Origin of the sequence: Streptomyces sp. P9-2B-2 (genome assembly GCF_030406865.1) — a bacterium.
Lineage (GTDB): Bacteria > Actinomycetota > Actinomycetes > Streptomycetales > Streptomycetaceae > Streptomyces > Streptomyces platensis.
In genome coordinates this window covers 1,933,759-1,949,446 of record NZ_CP129126.1, presented here as the reverse complement: position 1 = coordinate 1,949,446, position 15,688 = coordinate 1,933,759, and the positions used below count along the sequence as shown (strand labels likewise).

The following is a 15,688-nucleotide window of genomic DNA, read 5'->3' as shown; positions in this document are numbered from 1 at the left end:
TGGCGTCATGGTACGTATAACGGCGAAGGTTATACGTAACACGTCCGGTGCGACCGGACCGGAAAGGGGCGCGGATGGCTGCGGGATACGCGGAGCTGCTCAGGACCCGGCATGCGGCCCGGCTCCTGGCGGGGACGCTGGTCGGCAGGCTGCCGAACGCCACCGCGGCGCTGGCCGTGGTCCTCTTCGTACGCGCCGAGGGCGGCAGCTACGCCTTGGCCGGTGCGCTCTCCGCGGTCTATGGCGTCTGCAACGCCATCGGCCAGCCGTTGCTGGGCCGGGCCGTGGACCTCTACGGACAGCCGCGGGTGATGCTGCCCGCCTCGGTGCTCTCGGCGCTCGGCATGGCGCTGCTGGCGGCCGTCGGCCTGGATGTGCTGTGGCTCGCCTACGCCGCCATGGTGATCGCCGGTTTCTTCACCCCGCCCCTGGAAGGTGGTCTGCGGGCGCTGTGGCCCGGGGTCCTCAAGCGCGCGGACCGGGTGCACGCCGCCTACGCGCTGGACGCGGTGGCCCAGGAAGTCATGTTCGCGGTGGGGCCCTTGCTGGTGACGCTGTGCGTGGCGGCCTGGTCCGAAGGGGCGGCGCTGTGGGTGATCAACCTGCTCGGGGTGTTCGGCGCACTCTCCGTCGTCGTGTCCAGGCCGTCCCGGGAGTGGCGCAGCGGGCCCCGGGAGGCGCACTGGCTGGGGGCGCTGCGCTCGGCCGGGCTGCTGGTGCTGGTCGCGGCGTTCCTCTTCGTGGGGCTGGCGATGGGGTCGATCGCGGTCGCGGCGGTGGCGTACGCCGATGAGCACGGCGGCGGAATGGTCTCCAGCGTGCTGCTGTCCGCGCTCGGTGTCGGCGCGCTGGCCGGCGGCCTCGTCTACGGCGCCCGGGAGTGGCCGGGGCGACCGGAGAGCCGGCTGCGGCTGCTGGTCTGTCTGCTGGCGGTGGGCTATGTGCCGCTGGTGCTGGTGCCGGACGTGGCCGGGATGACGGTGCTGACCGGTGTCGCCGGTGTGTTCCTGGCGCCGGCGCTGGCCTGCGCGTTCGTCGTGGTGGACCGGCATGCGCCCAAGGGCACGGTGACGGAGGCGTTTTCCTGGCTGGTGACGACGTTCGGCGTCGGAGCGTCGGTGGGGGCCGCGGTCGTGGGCCCGGCGGTGGAGAGCGGCGGCGCGGTCGCGGGCTTCGCCGTGGCGGGGGCCGGTGGGATCGCCGCGATGCTCGTCCTTTTGTCGACGAAGCGATTTCTTGGGGATCCCGTACGGCAGACGCTCGTGGCCGCCTCGGCGGAAAATGATCGAAACGGTGCGGCCGAACCCGGTTTCAGAGCAGGCCGTCAGGCGTAATGTTCAGTCATGGACCGCCGCATTTTCGGGCTGGAGAACGAGTACGGCGTCACGTGCACGTTCAGGGGACAGCGCCGACTGTCGCCTGACGAAGTGGCGCGGTACCTCTTCCGCCGTGTCGTGTCATGGGGCCGCAGCAGCAATGTCTTCCTGCGGAACGGCGCCCGCCTGTACTTGGACGTGGGTTCGCACCCGGAATACGCAACTCCCGAGTGCGACAACGTGACCGAGCTGGTCACCCACGACAAGGCCGGTGAGCGCATTCTCGAAGGCCTGCTCGTCGACGCCGAACGCCGCCTGCACGAGGAGGGAATCGCGGGCGACGTCTATCTCTTCAAGAACAACACCGATTCGGCGGGAAACTCCTACGGCTGCCACGAGAATTATCTCGTCGCCCGCCATGGCGAGTTCTCCCGGCTCGCGGACATCCTCATTCCGTTCCTTGTCACCCGTCAGCTGCTGTGCGGCGCGGGCAAGGTGCTCCAGACCCCGCGTGGCGCCGTCTACTGCGTCAGCCAGCGTGCGGAGCACATCTGGGAGGGCGTCTCCTCGGCGACCACCCGTTCCCGGCCGATCATCAATACCCGCGATGAACCGCATGCGGACGCCGAGCGCTATCGCCGGCTCCATGTCATCGTCGGTGACTCCAACATGTCCGAGACGACCATGATGCTGAAGGTCGGCGCCACCGACCTCGTGCTGCGCATGATCGAGGCGGGCACGGTCATGCGCGATCTGACGCTGGAGAACCCGATCCGGGCCATCCGTGAGGTCAGCCATGACATCACCGGCCAGCGCAAGGTGCGGCTGGCCAGCGGGCGCGAGGCATCCGCGCTCGAGGTGCAGCAGGAGTACTACGAAAAGGCCGTGGATTTCTGTGACCGCCGCGGAATCCGTACCGGCCTCGTCGAGCGGGTCCTGGAGCTGTGGGGCCGCACCCTCGAAGCGATCCGGGACGAGGAGCTCGACCGCGTCTCGACCGAGATCGACTGGGTGATGAAACATCAGCTCATCGAGCGGTACCGGACAAAGAACAACATCACCATGTCGCACCCGCGAGTGGCGCAGATAGACCTCGCGTATCACGACATCCACCGTCGCCGGGGGCTCTATTACCTCCTGGAGCGGAAGGGGCAAGCGGCACGGATCTGCAATGACTTGAAGATCTTCGAGGGCAAGTCGGTGCCGCCGCAGACCACCCGTGCCAGGCTGCGCGGCGACTTCATTCGCCGGGCGCAGGAGCAGCGCCGCGATTTCACGGTCGACTGGGTGCACCTCAAGCTCAATGACCAGGCGCAGCGCACGGTGCTGTGCAAGGACCCGTTCCGCTCCGTGGACGACCGGGTGGAGAAGCTGATCGCGGGAATGTGACCGACTGCGGGAGGTATGCCGCCGCTGGTATCGGGGACGGATTCCCCGCGTAACGCACCGTGGGGATCCGACCCGGTCGAGTGACGGCGTCCCGAGCGTGTGGTGCCGGTGAGAGTGCCGACCGGATGGGAAAGTGGCGGGTCCGCGTGACACGGCCCCGCCACTTTCGCGTGGCGTGGCTAGAGTGGCTCCGTCCATTCATTGATCGCAGCCCGTTTTGAGGGATATACGTGCGCCGACGCCGAATCGCAGCCCTGATCGCCGTGCCCCTGCTCCTCGTTTCCGCAGCGGCCTGCGGCAATGACGACTCATCCGAGGGCGGCTCAGCGCCGAAGGTGAGTGGGCAGGCGGATGCCAAGCCCAAGGTCGAGAAGGGCCAGGGCACTGCGCCCAAGAAGCTTCAGGTCAAGGTCCTCAAAGAGGGCGACGGGCCGGCGGTGAAGAAGGGCGATGCCCTCAACGCCAACTACCTCGGTCAGACCTGGGAGGGCAAGGCCTTCGACAACAGCTGGGACCGCGGCGCGCCGGCCACCTTCGAGATCGGCAGCGGCAAGGTCATCAAGGGCTGGGACGAGGGCCTGGTGGGCCAGAAGCTCGGCAGCCGCGTCGAGTTGGTCATCCCGCCCGACAAGGGCTACGGCGCGCAGGCCCAGCAGAGCATTCCGGCCAACTCCACGCTGGTCTTCGTCGTCGACCTCAAGAAGATCATGCCGAGCAAGATCGACGGCAAGCCGGTCGCGCAGGACAACGGCGATCTCCCCAAGGTCGGCACCAACATCGACGGCAAGGCGCCGAAGATCACCCTCCCCAAGGGCCAGGACGCGCCGAAGGACGTCGAGAGCGAGACGATCATCAAGGGCAAGGGCGCGACGGTCGATGCGAAGAGCACCGTGCGGGCCCACTACACAGCGGTGACCTGGAAGGACGGCAAGGTCGTCGCCAACACCTGGGCGCCGGGGCAGCCCGGGGCGCAGGATGTGCCGGTCGCGCAGCTGCCGGGCTGGAAGGAAGGCCTCAAGGGCAAGAAGGCCGGCAGCCGGGTGCTGGTCGTGGTGCCGAAGAGCAAGCTGACGCCTGACCAGCAGAAGTCCATCGGTTCCGACCTGGTCTTCTCGGTGGACGTCCTCAGCGTGAACTGATGTTGATCTGCGAGACTGGCGCCGTAATCGTAAAGATTCGTAAGTAGGAGCACATCCGTGAGCATCGACAAGCCCGAGATCGACTTTCCTGAGGGCCCGGCTCCCACCGAGCTCGAGATCGTGGACCTGAGGGAGGGCGACGGGCCGGTCGCCAAGGCCGGGGACACCGTCTCCGTCCACTACGTCGGCGTGTCCTTCAGCACCGGCGAGGAGTTCGACGCCAGCTGGAACCGTGGCAAGCCGCTCCAGTTCCAGCTGGGCGCCGGCCAGGTCATCGCCGGCTGGGACCAGGGCGTGCAGGGCATGAAGGTCGGCGGCCGCCGCCGGCTGACCATCCCCGCGCACCTCGCGTACGGCGACCGTGGCGCCGGCGGCGGCCTGATCGCCCCCGGCGAGACGCTGATCTTCGTCTGCGACCTGGTGTCCGTCTGAGACCAGGTGCCGGTCGGCCTGCGCGACCGCCGCTGACGTGACCGGGGGCCCGTGCCGTGATGGCACGGGCCCCCGGATGACTAAGCCCCCGCTCCCTTCCGGCCCGCGGCCTCCGGCACCCGGACGCCGCCGGCTCCGCCCGTCGGGCGGACGAAGGGAGCGGGGGCTTTCTCGTCCGGCTTTTGCCCTGACCACCGCGAGCGGTACGGTCAACGATCGGAACGTCAAACGAGAAAGGGCGTCGATGGCCATTGCCAAGGCCGAGCGGCTGATGAATCTGGCGCTGTGCCTGCTGGGGACGCGACGCCCGCTGACCAAGCGTGAACTGCGGTCGTCCATCGAGGCCTATATCGAGGCGAGCAGCGACGACTCGTTCAACCGCATGTTCGAGCGGGACAAGGACGATCTGCGCGAGCTGGGCCTGGTCATCGAGACCGTCGAGGGCATCGAGGGCGACATCGGCTATCTCGCCCGCCGCGACAGCAACCGCCTGCCTCCGATCACCCTGGACGCCGAGGAGGCCGCCGCCCTGGGGCTCGCCGCCAAGATCTGGCAGCAGGCCCGGCTGGCGGGCGCCGCCAGCGGTGCGCTCCAGAAGCTGCGCGCCGCCGGAATGCCGCTGGCCGCGGACGGTGCCGACTACGACGCCGGACAGCCGCACAGCGCGCTGGAGCCCCGGATCCCCGCCCATGAGGCCGCCTTCGAGCCGCTGATGCTGGCCTGCCGCGATCGCCGCCCGGTCGTCTTCGACTACCGCAAGTCGAATGCCGCCCACCCCGAGCAGCGGCAGGTCGAACCCTGGATCCTCGAATGCTGGCGGGGTCACTGGTACGTGGCCGGCTGGGACCGTGAGCGCCAGGCCGAGCGGGTCTTCCGGCTCTCCCGGATCACCGGCAAGGTCCGTTCCCGGCAAGGGGCGTTCACCGCGCCGGTGCCCGATCACGTCACGGTCCGGAACACCGTCGAGAGCTGGGCCGGCGAGACCGCCACCGGCACCGCCACGATCAAGCTGCGCGCCGAGCACGGGTACCCGCTGCGCGCCCGCGCGCTCACCGTCCGCGAGCTGGGCGACGGCTGGGACGAGCTGGAGATCCCCAACGGGCACGGACTCGACGCCTGGCTCGTGGAGTTCGGCCCCGACGTGGTCGTCCTGGAACCCGCGGAACTGCGCGCCGATGTCATCGACCGGCTGCGTGCCGTGGCCAAGGGCTGAGAGGGATACGAGACCCATGGCGACGAACGCCATCGACCAGACCCGCCGGATGCTGTCCCTGGTGACCTACCTGCGTGAGCGCCCCGGCGCCCGCGTCGGGGACGTCGCCCGCGCCTTCGGCATCACCGAGGACGAGCTGATCGGCGACCTCGACGTCCTGCCGATGTGCGGGACGAGCTTCCGCGGCGGCGACCTCCTGGACATCGACACCGACGGCGACCGCATCTGGTGGCACAACCCCGACGATGTCGCCGAGCCGCTGCGGCTCGCTGCCGACGAGGCGACCGCGCTGCTGGTCGCGGCCCGTGCGGTGGCCACCCTGCCCGGGCTGCGCGAGGGCGACCGGCAGGCGCTGCTGCGGGCCACCGCCAAGCTGGAGGCGGCGGCCGGTGAGGCGGCCGGTGCCAGCTCCCGGCTCTCGGTGACCTTCGAATCCGAGGGCGGGGTCTTCGCCGACGTCGACCGAGCCATCGCCGAGCGGCGCCGGCTGTGGCTGCGCTACTACTCCCCGGCCCGCGACGAGCTGACCGAGCGCGAGGTGGACCCGATCCGGCTCTTCGCCGTCGGCCACACCTATATGGAGGCCTGGTGCCGGCTCTCGGAAGCCCGGCGCACCTTCCGGCTCGACCGGGTCGCCGAGATCAAGCTGCTGGACGCCCCCGCCGACCCGCCCCCGGTCGAGCTGCGTGATCTGTCGGAGGGCCTGGTGCAGCCCGCGGCCGAGGACCCCGAGGTCTCCATCGAGGTCGGACCCGGCGGCCGCTGGGTCGCCGAGTACTACCCGCACGACAGCGCCGAGGAGCTGCCCGACGGCGGGCTGCGCATCACCCTGCGCACCCCCGACCCGGCCTCGCTGCGGCGGTTGGCCCTGCGGCTGGGCCGGGACGGCCGGATCGTGGCGCCGCAGGCCCTCGCCGACAGCGCGCGGCAGGCCGCCGAGCAGGCCCTCGCGGCGTACGGCGCGTGAGCGCGACGGGCCGGGCGCGCCGTGCGGCGCGGGGCGACGGACGAGGCAGCGAAGGATGACGATGGTGACCACCACCTTGCCGGGCCGGCCCGCTCCGGTGCTCTACAAGGCAGCCTGCCCGGACTGCCGGGGCCGTTTCGAACTGGCCTCGGACGCGTTCCGGCTGGCGATCGGCGCCAGCAGCCGCACCACCTTCTACTCCTTCACCTGCCCCGACTGCCGCCGGGCGGTGCGCAAACCGGCCGGCGAGCGGATCATCGAGCTGCTCACCGGCGGCGGCGTCCGCACGCTGCGGCTGCACACGGGCTGACCGTTAGGCTCGTCCCATGCTCTGGCCCATGATCGCAATCGCCCTCGGCTTCGCCGGGATCGCCGTGCTCGGCGTCCTCGCCGTCCGCGTCTTCGTCGAGGTGCGACGGCTGGCCCGCCAGGTCGGGGCCACCTCGGAGCGGATCCAGCGGGCCAGCGAGGACCTGGAGCGGGCGGCGGTGCCGCTGGCTTCCCGGATGCACGAGGCAGGCCGGGACTGAGATGTCGCAGTCCGGATGCGTGCCCTGCTCCGCCGGAGAGCAGAAGGGTAGGCTTCCCTCTGCGGTTCACAGCGCGCGGCGGTCGAGTCAATTCGGAAGACGCACGGGCATTGCCCGGCGTTCACCACCGAACGTTACGATCGAGCGAGCCAGCACCAGGACGCCAGTCCGACCCCATTCGGCAGGCACCACAGCAGACGCCGCCCCGGCGAGAAGGTAGTCGCAGATGTTGAGCAACTTGAGGGCCCCCGAGATCATTCTGATCCTCGTCGTCATTGTGCTGCTGTTCGGTGCGAAGAAGCTTCCGGACATGGCGCGTTCGCTCGGGAAGTCCGCTCGCATCCTCAAGAGCGAGGCCAAGGCGATGAAGAAGGAGGGCGACGCGGACGGCGGCGCCACCTCCGGCACCTCCTCCGAGGCGCCCGCCGACGCTGCTCAGCAGGCCCCTCGTACGATTCAGGCGGCTCCCGGTGATGTGAGCAGCTCGCGCCCCGTGGCCGAGCCGAACCGCACCAACCAGAGCTGACCGAACCGATCCAGTCGCCCCGGCCCGGTCGGCGGCGGCTGATGTACGAGACGAGGAAGTGGGTTGCTCAAGTCTGCCCGCACGCAGGAGAAGGACCCCGAGGGGCGGATGCCGCTCGCGGCGCATCTGCGTGAGCTGCGTAACCGGTTGCTGAAATCGGTGCTGGCGATCATGGTCATCACTGTCGTCGCGATGTGGCAGTACAACGCGATCGCCGACTTCGTCACGGGCCCGGTCATCGAATCGGTCGGCTGCCCCAAGAGCCAGTCCGTTCCGCGCGACCACCCCTGTGCCCAGATCGTCGCCAACGGTCTGCTCGCACCGTTCACGATCATGCTCAAGGTGTCCCTCACCACCGGCGTCGTCCTCGCCACCCCGGTGTGGCTCTACCAGCTCTGGGCCTTCCTCGCGCCGGGGCTGCACCGTCACGAGAAGAAGTACGCACTCGGCTTCGTCGGCGCCGGTGCCCCGCTCTTCCTGGGCGGCGCGTACCTCGCCTACGCGGTCCTGCCGACCACGGCGGGTGCGCTGGTCGGACTGACCCCCGAGAACTGGGGCAACCTCTTCCCCGCCGACGAGTTCTTCGACATCGTCACGCGCATGGTGCTGGTCTTCGGCCTCGCCTTCGAGCTGCCGCTCCTCCTGGTGCTGCTCAACTTCGGCGGGGTGCTCACCGGCCGCCGGATCATGAGCTGGTGGCGGTTCATGGTGCTCGGCATCACGGTGTTCGCGGCCCTCGCCACGCCGACCGGTGACCCGCTGACCATGGGGCTGCTGGCCGCTCCGATCGTGGTGCTGTACTTCGGTGCCGTCGGAATCTGCCTCTTCAACGACCGTCGCCGCAAGATCGGCAACCCGGATGCGGGGTTGAGCGATGACGAGGCCTCGGAGCTCGATCTGACGCCCGGCGAGGTCGAGGAGATCGAGCCGGTTGCCTCCGGGCGGATGCTGCCGGAGCAGGCGAGTGGTGAGGCGGGCGAGGGTGATGCGGGGCGTCGTGGTGGGTACGACGACTTCACGTGATGGGCTGTGACTTGGGGTAGCCGGCGCTTGTAGTTCGGCTGCGGGTTTCGTTGTGGTTGGGCGCGCAGTTCCTCGCGCCCCTGTGGGGGTGGCCGCGCCGTTCGTTCGGTGCGGCTGTGTATGTGGCTGGCGTCGTTGCGGGATACGTGATTGCCGCGGGGGCCGGAGGGGACGCACCGGGGCCCTCCCCCAGCCTTCGGCCGGGAGGTGCCCCCACGGCGCGGGCGACGCGGGTGCGTTCGTTTGATTGCCCCGGTGTTCGCTCCGGTCCTGCGGGCGGGCCCCGGTGCATCCCCTCCGACCCGCCACCCACCCGTCGTAGGCGAACCGGTGGCCGGCCACCGGCAAAGGTCGCCATAAAGATCGGGTCGTTGTCAGAGGCGGCCGGTAGGCTCGTAAGCACGATGACCGAGGACATGTCCCCTGCTGAGCGCTATGCCGCCGCCAAGCTCCGGGCGGCCGAGCAGGCCACCGCACTCGCCCCTTTCCGTGAAATGTACGACTTCGGGCTGGATCCGTTCCAGATCGAGGCGTGTCGGGCCCTGGAGGCCGGCCAGGGCGTACTGGTCGCGGCTCCTACTGGATCCGGCAAGACGATCGTCGGCGAATTCGCCGTCCACCTGGCCCTGGAGCAGGGCCGAAAATGCTTCTACACCACGCCCATCAAGGCGCTGTCCAACCAGAAGTACCAGGATCTGGTGCGGCGTTACGGTGCCGACAAGGTCGGTCTGCTGACCGGCGACAACAGCGTCAACTCCGAGGCTCCGGTGGTCGTGATGACCACCGAGGTGCTGCGGAACATGCTCTATTCCGGTTCGCAGTCGCTGGTCGGCCTCGGCTATGTGGTCATGGACGAGGTGCACTACCTCTCCGACCGCTTCCGTGGCGCCGTCTGGGAAGAGGTGATCATCCATCTCCCCGAGTCGGTGACGTTGGTGTCACTGTCGGCGACGGTCTCCAACGCCGAGGAGTTCGGCGACTGGCTGGACACGGTGCGTGGCGACACCGCCGTGATCGTCTCCGAGCACCGGCCGGTGCCGCTGTGGCAGCACGTCCTCGCGGGGCGCCGGATATACGACCTGTTCGAGGAGCGGGACGGGCAGCGCGGCGGCCGCCGTGAGGTCAATCCCGACCTGGAGCGGCTGGCGCGGATGGAGAACAGCCGGCCGACGTTCGGGCGGGACAAGCGCCGGGGCCGCAATATGCGCGAGGCGGACCGGGAGCGTGAGCGGCGCCAGCGCGCGCGTATCTGGACGCCGAGCCGGCCCGAGGTCATCGACCGCCTCGACAACGAGGGCCTGCTGCCCGCGATCACCTTCATCTTCAGCCGGGCCGGCTGCGAGGCGTCCGTCCAGCAGTGCCTGGCCTCGGGCCTGCGGCTCAACGACCAGGAGGGCCGCGAGCAGGTCCGCCGCATAGTCGAGGCGCGGACGGCCGGGATCCCGGATGACGACCTTCATGTGCTCGGCTACTTCGAGTGGTTGGAGGGCCTGGAGCGGGGCATCGCCGCGCACCACGCCGGCATGCTGCCGACCTTCAAGGAGGTCGTCGAGGAGCTGTTCCTGAAGGGTCTGGTCAAGGCCGTCTTCGCCACCGAGACACTGGCGCTGGGCATCAACATGCCCGCGCGCTCCGTGGTGTTGGAAAAGCTGGTGAAGTGGAACGGTGAGCAGCACGCCGACATCACCCCCGGCGAGTACACCCAGCTGACCGGCCGCGCCGGGCGCCGCGGTATCGACATCGAGGGCCACGCGGTGGTGCTGTGGCAGCGGGGGATGGACCCGGGCGCGCTGGCCGGGCTCGCCGGGACGCGTACCTATCCGCTGCGGTCCTCGTTCAAGCCGTCGTACAACATGGCGGTCAACCTCGTCTCGCAGTTCGGCAGGCACCGTTCGCGGGAGCTGCTGGAGATGTCCTTCGCGCAGTTCCAGGCCGACAAGTCGGTGGTCGGGATCTCGCGGCAGGTGCAGAAGAACGAGGAGGGGCTGGAGGGTTACCGCGGCTCGATGACCTGCCACCTCGGTGACTTCGAGGAGTACTCCCGGCTGCGGCGGCAGTTGAAGGACCGGGAGACGGAGCTGGCCAAGCAGGGCGCGGCGCAGCGGCGGGTGGCGGCCGCGGCGGCGCTGGAGAAGCTGAAGCCCGGCGATGTCATCCATGTGCCGACCGGCAAGTACGCGGGCCTCGCACTGGTCCTCGACCCAGGGATGCCCTCGGGGCGGACGAACGGCCACCGCGGCTTCGATGCGCAGGACGGCCCGCGGCCGCTGGTGCTGACCGCCGAGCGGCAGGTCAAGCGGCTGGCCTCGATCGACTTCCCGGTGCCGGTCAAGGCGCTGGACCGGATGCGGATCCCCAAGTCGTTCAACGCCCGCAGCCCGCAGTCGCGCCGCGATCTGGCCTCCGCGCTGCGGACGAAGGCCGGCCATATGGTGCCGTCGCGGCATCGCAAGCCCCGTGCGGAGGCGGCCGACGACCGTGAGATCGCCCGGCTGCGTACGGAGATCCGGGCGCACCCCTGCCATGGCTGCGCCGAGCGGGAGGATCACGCCCGCTGGGCCGAGCGCTATCACCGACTGCTGCGTGACACCCGCCAGTTGGAGCGCCGGATCGAGGGCCGGACGAACACCATCGCCCGTACCTTCGACCGGATCTGCGCCCTGCTGACCGGGTTGGACTACCTCGAAGGCGACACCGTCACCGACGAGGGCCGCCGGCTCGCCCGGCTCTACGGTGAGCTGGATCTGCTGGCGAGCGAGTGTCTGCGCGAGGGCGTCTGGGAGGGGCTGGGCCCCGCCGAGCTGGCGGCCTGCGCCTCGGCGCTGGTGTACGAGGCGCGGCAGGCGGATGACGCGGTGGCACCCAAGCTGCCGGCCGGCAAGGCCAAGGACGCACTGGCCGAGATGGTCCGCATCTGGGGCCGGCTGGACGCCCTGGAGGAGGATCACAAGATCAACCAGGCGGAGGGCGTCGGCCAGCGGGAGCCGGACCTCGGCTTCGCCTGGGCCGCCTACCGCTGGGCCTCCGGCTTCGGCCTCGACGAGGTGCTCCGCGAGGCCGAGATGCCCGCCGGTGACTTCGTCCGCTGGTGCAAGCAGCTGATCGACGTCCTCGGCCAGATCGCGGCCGCGGCCCCACCCGGCGGCACGGTCGCCCGCACGGCCCGCAAGGCCATGGACGGGGTCCTGCGCGGCGTGGTGGCGTACTCGTCGGTGGGCTGAGCAGGACGGGCCGAGCGCGGCTCCAGCAGTTGCGGCGGCGCCGTGCCCCCTCCGGAGGGGGCACGGCGCCGCCGCATTTTGCCGGGCCAAGATGGCCGCCGACCCCGTGACCCGGCGGTGGTGGCAGCTCACCGACCCGTGTCGGGAGCAGACCGAGGGCGCCGTGCCGGGGGAGTGGTGGACGCCGATGCGGGAGGTCTTCCACCACGACTGAGGGCGGCGATGCGTTTCGACCGGTTGCCGCCCGAAAAGCACGCGCCGATTTCCCGCTTCGGTGGAACGCTGGCGGCATGATTGATCACATGGCGATTCAGGTGGCGGACGTTCCCGCCAGCGCGGCCTTCTACGACCGTGTCCTCGCTCCGCTCGGGGCCCAACGGACCAAGGAATTCGGCGAGTTCATCAGCTTCGGCACCACCGGGCACACGCTCTGGCTGGTCCCCGCGACCGACGAAGGCCCCGCCCGCGAGGTGCACCTCGCCTTCGCCGCGCCCGACCGGGCGGCCGTCGACGCCTTCCATGCCGCTGCCGTCGAGGCCGGTGCCGAGTCCCTGCACACACCACGGCTGTGGCCTCAGTACCACGAGTCGTACTACGGGGCCTTCGTCCGTGACCTCGACGGCAACAACGTCGAAGCGGTCTGTCATACGCCCTAGCCGTGCTGACCCGCAGCGGTCGGGGCCGGCTGCCGTGGCGGTGTGGCATCCGGCCGGCGGAGGCGGCGGGCGCCCGCGCGGAGGGCGAGGAAGAGGAGGACGCCCACGGGGGAGAGCAGCACGGTGAGCAGGAGCAGGGGGCCCATCACCAGGGGATGGATGCCCAGCTCCCGGGCCTCGCGGTACATCCACTGCCCCAGGAAGAGGTCCCAGGCGATGACCTGTGCCCAGATCGCGCCCGCTCCGCCGCCGAGCCGCAGCAGCTCCTGGAATCCCGCCAGATCGGGGTGGCTGACGGCGGCCCACAGTTGCGGGAACACCGGGACGGCCAGGGCGGCATAGACCGCGAGGACCGGCACCATCGGCAGCGGGGAGGCGGCGATCCGGTCGGTCCAGCGCCACCCCGGGGCCAGGATCAGCAGCGCCCAGAACGGCGCTGCGAGGGTGAAGGCCAGGTTGAAGAGGGTGGGGGTGGTCATGCCGGCAGCTCCTGCTCGGGGTGGTGGGGGCGGGCGGTCTCGGCAGTGGTGGCGGACGGGGACGGGGTTCCGGGGGCGGTCCGGTCGCCGCCGGGGCGTCGTAGGGCGGCGAAGGTGCCTGCCGCGGTGGCCGCCATGAGGGCCGCTAGGGCGCCGAGTGTCGCGCCGTCCGGGTGGATCAGGGCCTGGCCGCGCAGGGCCTGCCAGGTCGCCAGGGCCAGCAGCGCGGTGGTGAAGCCGGCCGCGACCAGCACCAGGCGGAGGCGTATCCGCTCGTCCCGCAGCCGGGCGCAGCGGCCGGACAGTGCCTCGATCGCGTAGAGGAAGAGCGGCAGTGCCTGGAGGGCGTGCATGCCGACGAAGTGCGGGATGCGCAGATCGCCGCCGGTGGTGTTCCAGCCGGTCATCGGCATGGCCGGACCGCCGTCGGGGATGCCGACGCTGTGCGCGCCGACGAGGGTGCGCAGCGCGCCCTGGGCCTGCTGCTCCGGTGTGGGCATCGCCATCAGGCCGCCGACCAGCAACCCGGCCAGAGCGATCAGCAGTCCGAGCCGGATCGCCCAGGTCGCGGCGCGGTCACCCAGGCGGGCGCGGAAGAGCAGGACGGCGATGACGAGGGTGGCCACCCACAGGACGGCGATGGTGACGCCCATGGTGAGGAACAGGCCCCGGTCCAGCGGGGTTTCGATGTTGAAGTGGCTGCGCCGGCCCCGGATGGTCTGCCCGGTGATGATCGCCATCTCGATGGTTCCGGTCACCACGACGGTGTGCGCGGCCCACCGCCCGGTCCGGCTCGGGGGCGTGTGCCGGGACAGCATCCAGGCCAGCGTCAGCCCGTACGCGGTGAAGGAGACCGCGAACTTGAGGGGCTTGAGCCAGATGGGCGCGCCGACCAGGACCCGGTCGTCGACGATCAGGCCGACCGCCGCGACGGCGGCGAGTGCGGCCATCGCCCAGGAGAAGGCGAGCAGTAGGCGATATCTGGACATATGGATCCCCCGTGAATGGATAGTGGCACTTTCTGCTATCTGATAGCTGGACTATCTATGATGGAGGGCGGAATGGCAAGGCCGGGTGCGGGCGCCCGGCCATTCGGCACGCCGGGGAGATGGCCCCGGCGAGGAGAAGGGCGACAGATGCGCATCGGGGAGTTGAGTCGCGAGACGGGAGTCGCGATCCCGACGATCAAGTACTACGTCCGCGAGGGGCTGTTGCCCGCGGGCCGGCTGACCAGCCCGAACCAGGCCAGTTACGACGCCGGCCACGTCCGCAGGCTGCGGCTGATCCGGGGGATGATCGACGTCGGGGGACTCTCGGTCTCGGCCGTGCGGGGCGTGCTGGCCGCCGTCGACTCACCGGAGGAGTCGGTGCACAAGGTGCTCGGCGCGGCACAGGAGGCGATCACCCCGCGGACGGCCGCCGCACCGGAGGGGATGGCGGAAGCGCGGCGGACGGTCGCGGAGCTGATCCGCCGCCGCGGCTGGCGGGTCGAGCCGGAGAACCCGTCCATCGAGAAACTGGCCGTCGCGCTGGCCACCTTCCGGGGCATCGGGCACGGCGATTTCGAGGACGCCCTGGATACCTACGCCGACGCCTGTGAGCGGGTCGCCGCCGCCGATCTGGCGTGGGCGGGGCGCAATGCCGAGGTCGAGGGGCTGGTGGAGAGCGTCGTGGTGGGGACCGTCCTGGGGGACGCAGTCCTCTCGGCGCTGCGCCGGCTCGCGCATGTGGAGGCGTCGGCCCGCAGGTTCGAGAGTCTGGCGGAAGGGGCGGGCGGCCGATAGGGCGCGCGGGCGGCGGCGGCCGCAGCCAACTCCCGGCCCCTGTAGGGCGGAGGCCGCTCCCCCCGGTTCCCGTACGACAGCGGGCCCTTCCCCGCGGCACTCTCGCCGGGAAGGGCCCGTAGGGCTCCGCCGTGTCAGGAAGCCGCCGCTGTGGCGGGCTCCTGTTCGGCCTCGACCTGCTGGTTCCAGTCGCGCTTGGCGGCCTGCCAGCCGTCCTCGTCGTGGCCGGTGCGCCAGTAGCCGGAGATGGACAGGTCCTCGCGGGGTATCTCGCGCTCGACGCGGAGCAGCCGCCGAAGTTCCTTCACGAAGCCGGCCTCGCCGTGCACGAACGCCTGGACCCGGCCGGACGGGAACGCCAGCGCCCGGACGGCGGCGACCAGTTCGCGGCCGACCGGGGCGGCGCCGCGGTACAGCCAGGTGACCTCGGCGCCGGCCGGTACGTCCAGCTCCTGGCGCTCCTCCGGTCCCGCCACCTCGATGAAGGCGTGTACCGGCACCCCGGCGGGCATCCGGGCGAGCGAGGCCGCGATGGCCGGCAGCGCGCTCTCGTCGCCCGCCAGCAGATGCCAGTCGGCGGCGGTCTCCGGGACGTAGGCGCCGCCGGGGCCGAGCAGGAAGATCTCGTCGCCCGGCTGTGCCGCGGCCGCCCAGGGGCCGGCCAGGCCCTCGTCGCCGTGCACCACGAAGTCCACGGTCAGCTCGCGGGTCGCGGCGTCCCAGGTGCGGACGGTGTACGTCCGGGTGCTGGGCCACTGGTCGCGCGGGAAGTCGGTCCGGATCTGCGCGATGTCGAACGGCTCGGGGTAGGCGACGCCGGGGCGCGGGAAGACCAGCTTGACGTAATGGTCGGAGTACTCGCCCGCGGCGAACTCCGTCAGCCCTTCACCGCCCAGCACCACCCGGACCATGTGCGGCGTGAGCTGCTCGGTGTGCCGCACCCGGGCGCGGTGCACGGCGGGCTTTTTGCGGGACGGACGCTCTGCTGCCACGGCAATCTCCCCTGACGCCAA

The 15,688-nt window shown here is 70.6% G+C and carries 17 protein-coding genes; 14 read left to right on the top strand and 3 right to left on the bottom strand.

The features are described from left to right. The first annotated feature begins 74 nt into the window (after positions 1-74). The 13 genes from QT196_RS08420 to QT196_RS08360 all read left to right on the top strand — a co-directional run bounded on the left by QT196_RS08420 (position 75) and on the right by QT196_RS08360 (position 12,412). The gene (locus tag QT196_RS08420; protein ID WP_266735978.1) at positions 75-1,334 is read left to right on the top strand and encodes an MFS transporter; all 1,260 of its coding nucleotides are present in this window, start codon (positions 75-77) and stop codon (positions 1,332-1,334) included. Between the two features lie 9 nt (positions 1,335-1,343). Continuing rightward, a complete protein-coding gene (gene pafA, locus QT196_RS08415) occupies positions 1,344-2,705 on the top strand; it encodes a Pup--protein ligase (RefSeq protein ID WP_085927767.1) in 1,362 nt (453 codons plus the stop codon). Positions 2,706-2,935: 230 nt separating this feature from the next. Beyond that, complete coding sequence (locus QT196_RS08410) at positions 2,936-3,844, top strand: FKBP-type peptidyl-prolyl cis-trans isomerase (RefSeq protein ID WP_168478326.1); 909 nt, start codon at positions 2,936-2,938, stop codon at positions 3,842-3,844. A 57-nt stretch (positions 3,845-3,901) separates the two neighbouring features. After that, positions 3,902-4,276 (top strand): FKBP-type peptidyl-prolyl cis-trans isomerase, encoded by a 375-nt coding sequence (locus QT196_RS08405; RefSeq protein ID WP_085927769.1) that lies wholly within the window; start codon positions 3,902-3,904, stop codon positions 4,274-4,276. A gap of 244 nt (positions 4,277-4,520) precedes the next feature. Then, positions 4,521-5,489: a WYL domain-containing protein gene (locus QT196_RS08400; RefSeq protein ID WP_168478325.1), complete on the top strand. Its 969-nt coding sequence runs from the start codon at positions 4,521-4,523 to the stop codon at positions 5,487-5,489. A gap of 16 nt (positions 5,490-5,505) precedes the next feature. Next, positions 5,506-6,456, top strand: coding sequence for a WYL domain-containing protein (locus QT196_RS08395; protein WP_266735985.1), 951 nt, complete (start codon positions 5,506-5,508; stop codon positions 6,454-6,456). A gap of 55 nt (positions 6,457-6,511) precedes the next feature. Next, the gene (locus tag QT196_RS08390) at positions 6,512-6,766 is read left to right on the top strand and encodes a hypothetical protein (RefSeq protein WP_085927772.1); all 255 of its coding nucleotides are present in this window, start codon (positions 6,512-6,514) and stop codon (positions 6,764-6,766) included. A 16-nt stretch (positions 6,767-6,782) separates the two neighbouring features. Further along, positions 6,783-6,986, top strand: a complete 204-nt coding sequence (locus QT196_RS08385) for a hypothetical protein (protein ID WP_168478324.1) — start codon at positions 6,783-6,785, stop codon at positions 6,984-6,986. A 226-nt stretch (positions 6,987-7,212) separates the two neighbouring features. Then, positions 7,213-7,512 carry a Sec-independent protein translocase subunit TatA gene (gene tatA / locus QT196_RS08380; protein ID WP_168478323.1) on the top strand — a complete coding sequence of 100 codons (300 nt, stop codon included), beginning with the start codon at positions 7,213-7,215 and terminating at the stop codon, positions 7,510-7,512. Positions 7,513-7,575: 63 nt separating this feature from the next. Further along, on the top strand, positions 7,576-8,535 hold the full coding sequence (gene tatC / locus QT196_RS08375; RefSeq protein ID WP_168478322.1) for a twin-arginine translocase subunit TatC: 960 nt from the start codon (positions 7,576-7,578) through the stop codon (positions 8,533-8,535). Between the two features lie 404 nt (positions 8,536-8,939). Further along, positions 8,940-11,756, top strand: coding sequence for a DEAD/DEAH box helicase (locus tag QT196_RS08370; RefSeq protein WP_168478321.1), 2,817 nt, complete (start codon positions 8,940-8,942; stop codon positions 11,754-11,756). Between the two features lie 91 nt (positions 11,757-11,847). Then, on the top strand, positions 11,848-11,970 hold the full coding sequence (locus tag QT196_RS08365) for an L-rhamnose mutarotase (RefSeq protein ID WP_248001070.1): 123 nt from the start codon (positions 11,848-11,850) through the stop codon (positions 11,968-11,970). 88 nt (positions 11,971-12,058) lie between these two features. After that, on the top strand, positions 12,059-12,412 hold the full coding sequence (locus QT196_RS08360) for a VOC family protein (protein ID WP_248001069.1): 354 nt from the start codon (positions 12,059-12,061) through the stop codon (positions 12,410-12,412). Here QT196_RS08360 and QT196_RS08355 read toward each other — a convergent pair. Continuing rightward, a complete protein-coding gene (locus QT196_RS08355; protein WP_266735991.1) occupies positions 12,409-12,891 on the bottom strand; it encodes an ABA4-like family protein in 483 nt (160 codons plus the stop codon). The genes QT196_RS08360 and QT196_RS08355 overlap by 4 nt on opposite strands. Beyond that, entirely contained in the window at positions 12,888-13,841 is a 954-nt protein-coding gene (locus QT196_RS08350) for a hypothetical protein (protein WP_290356626.1), read from the bottom strand. The genes QT196_RS08355 and QT196_RS08350 overlap by 4 nt, the downstream gene beginning before the upstream one ends. Positions 13,842-14,027: 186 nt before the next feature. Here QT196_RS08350 and QT196_RS08345 point away from each other — a divergent pair, with 186 nt between their 5' ends. Then, entirely contained in the window at positions 14,028-14,675 is a 648-nt protein-coding gene (locus QT196_RS08345; protein ID WP_168478318.1) for a MerR family transcriptional regulator, read from the top strand. A gap of 134 nt (positions 14,676-14,809) precedes the next feature. Here QT196_RS08345 and QT196_RS08340 read toward each other — a convergent pair whose 3' ends face one another. Next, complete coding sequence (locus QT196_RS08340; RefSeq protein ID WP_290354676.1) at positions 14,810-15,667, bottom strand: siderophore-interacting protein; 858 nt, start codon at positions 15,665-15,667, stop codon at positions 14,810-14,812. Between the last annotated feature and the right edge of the window lie 21 nt (positions 15,668-15,688).

Excerpts from the sequence above, each read along its gene's own strand:
- QT196_RS08420 (WP_266735978.1), top strand. The coding sequence starts at position 75 with ATGGCTGCGGGATACGCGGAGCTGCTCAGGACCCGGCATGCGGCCCGG.
- pafA (WP_085927767.1), top strand. The coding sequence starts at position 1,344 with ATGGACCGCCGCATTTTCGGGCTGGAGAACGAGTACGGCGTCACGTGC.
- QT196_RS08400 (WP_168478325.1), top strand. The coding sequence starts at position 4,521 with ATGGCCATTGCCAAGGCCGAGCGGCTGATGAATCTGGCGCTGTGCCTG.
- QT196_RS08395 (WP_266735985.1), top strand. The coding sequence starts at position 5,506 with ATGGCGACGAACGCCATCGACCAGACCCGCCGGATGCTGTCCCTGGTG.
- QT196_RS08390 (WP_085927772.1), top strand. The coding sequence starts at position 6,512 with ATGACGATGGTGACCACCACCTTGCCGGGCCGGCCCGCTCCGGTGCTC.
- QT196_RS08385 (WP_168478324.1), top strand. The coding sequence starts at position 6,783 with ATGCTCTGGCCCATGATCGCAATCGCCCTCGGCTTCGCCGGGATCGCC.
- tatA (WP_168478323.1), top strand. The coding sequence starts at position 7,213 with ATGTTGAGCAACTTGAGGGCCCCCGAGATCATTCTGATCCTCGTCGTC.
- QT196_RS08370 (WP_168478321.1), top strand. The coding sequence starts at position 8,940 with ATGACCGAGGACATGTCCCCTGCTGAGCGCTATGCCGCCGCCAAGCTC.
- QT196_RS08365 (WP_248001070.1), top strand. The coding sequence starts at position 11,848 with ATGGCCGCCGACCCCGTGACCCGGCGGTGGTGGCAGCTCACCGACCCG.
- QT196_RS08360 (WP_248001069.1), top strand. The coding sequence starts at position 12,059 with ATGGCGATTCAGGTGGCGGACGTTCCCGCCAGCGCGGCCTTCTACGAC.
- QT196_RS08355 (WP_266735991.1), bottom strand. The coding sequence starts at position 12,891 with ATGACCACCCCCACCCTCTTCAACCTGGCCTTCACCCTCGCAGCGCCG.
- QT196_RS08350 (WP_290356626.1), bottom strand. The coding sequence starts at position 13,841 with ATGGCCGCACTCGCCGCCGTCGCGGCGGTCGGCCTGATCGTCGACGAC.
- QT196_RS08345 (WP_168478318.1), top strand. The coding sequence starts at position 14,028 with ATGCGCATCGGGGAGTTGAGTCGCGAGACGGGAGTCGCGATCCCGACG.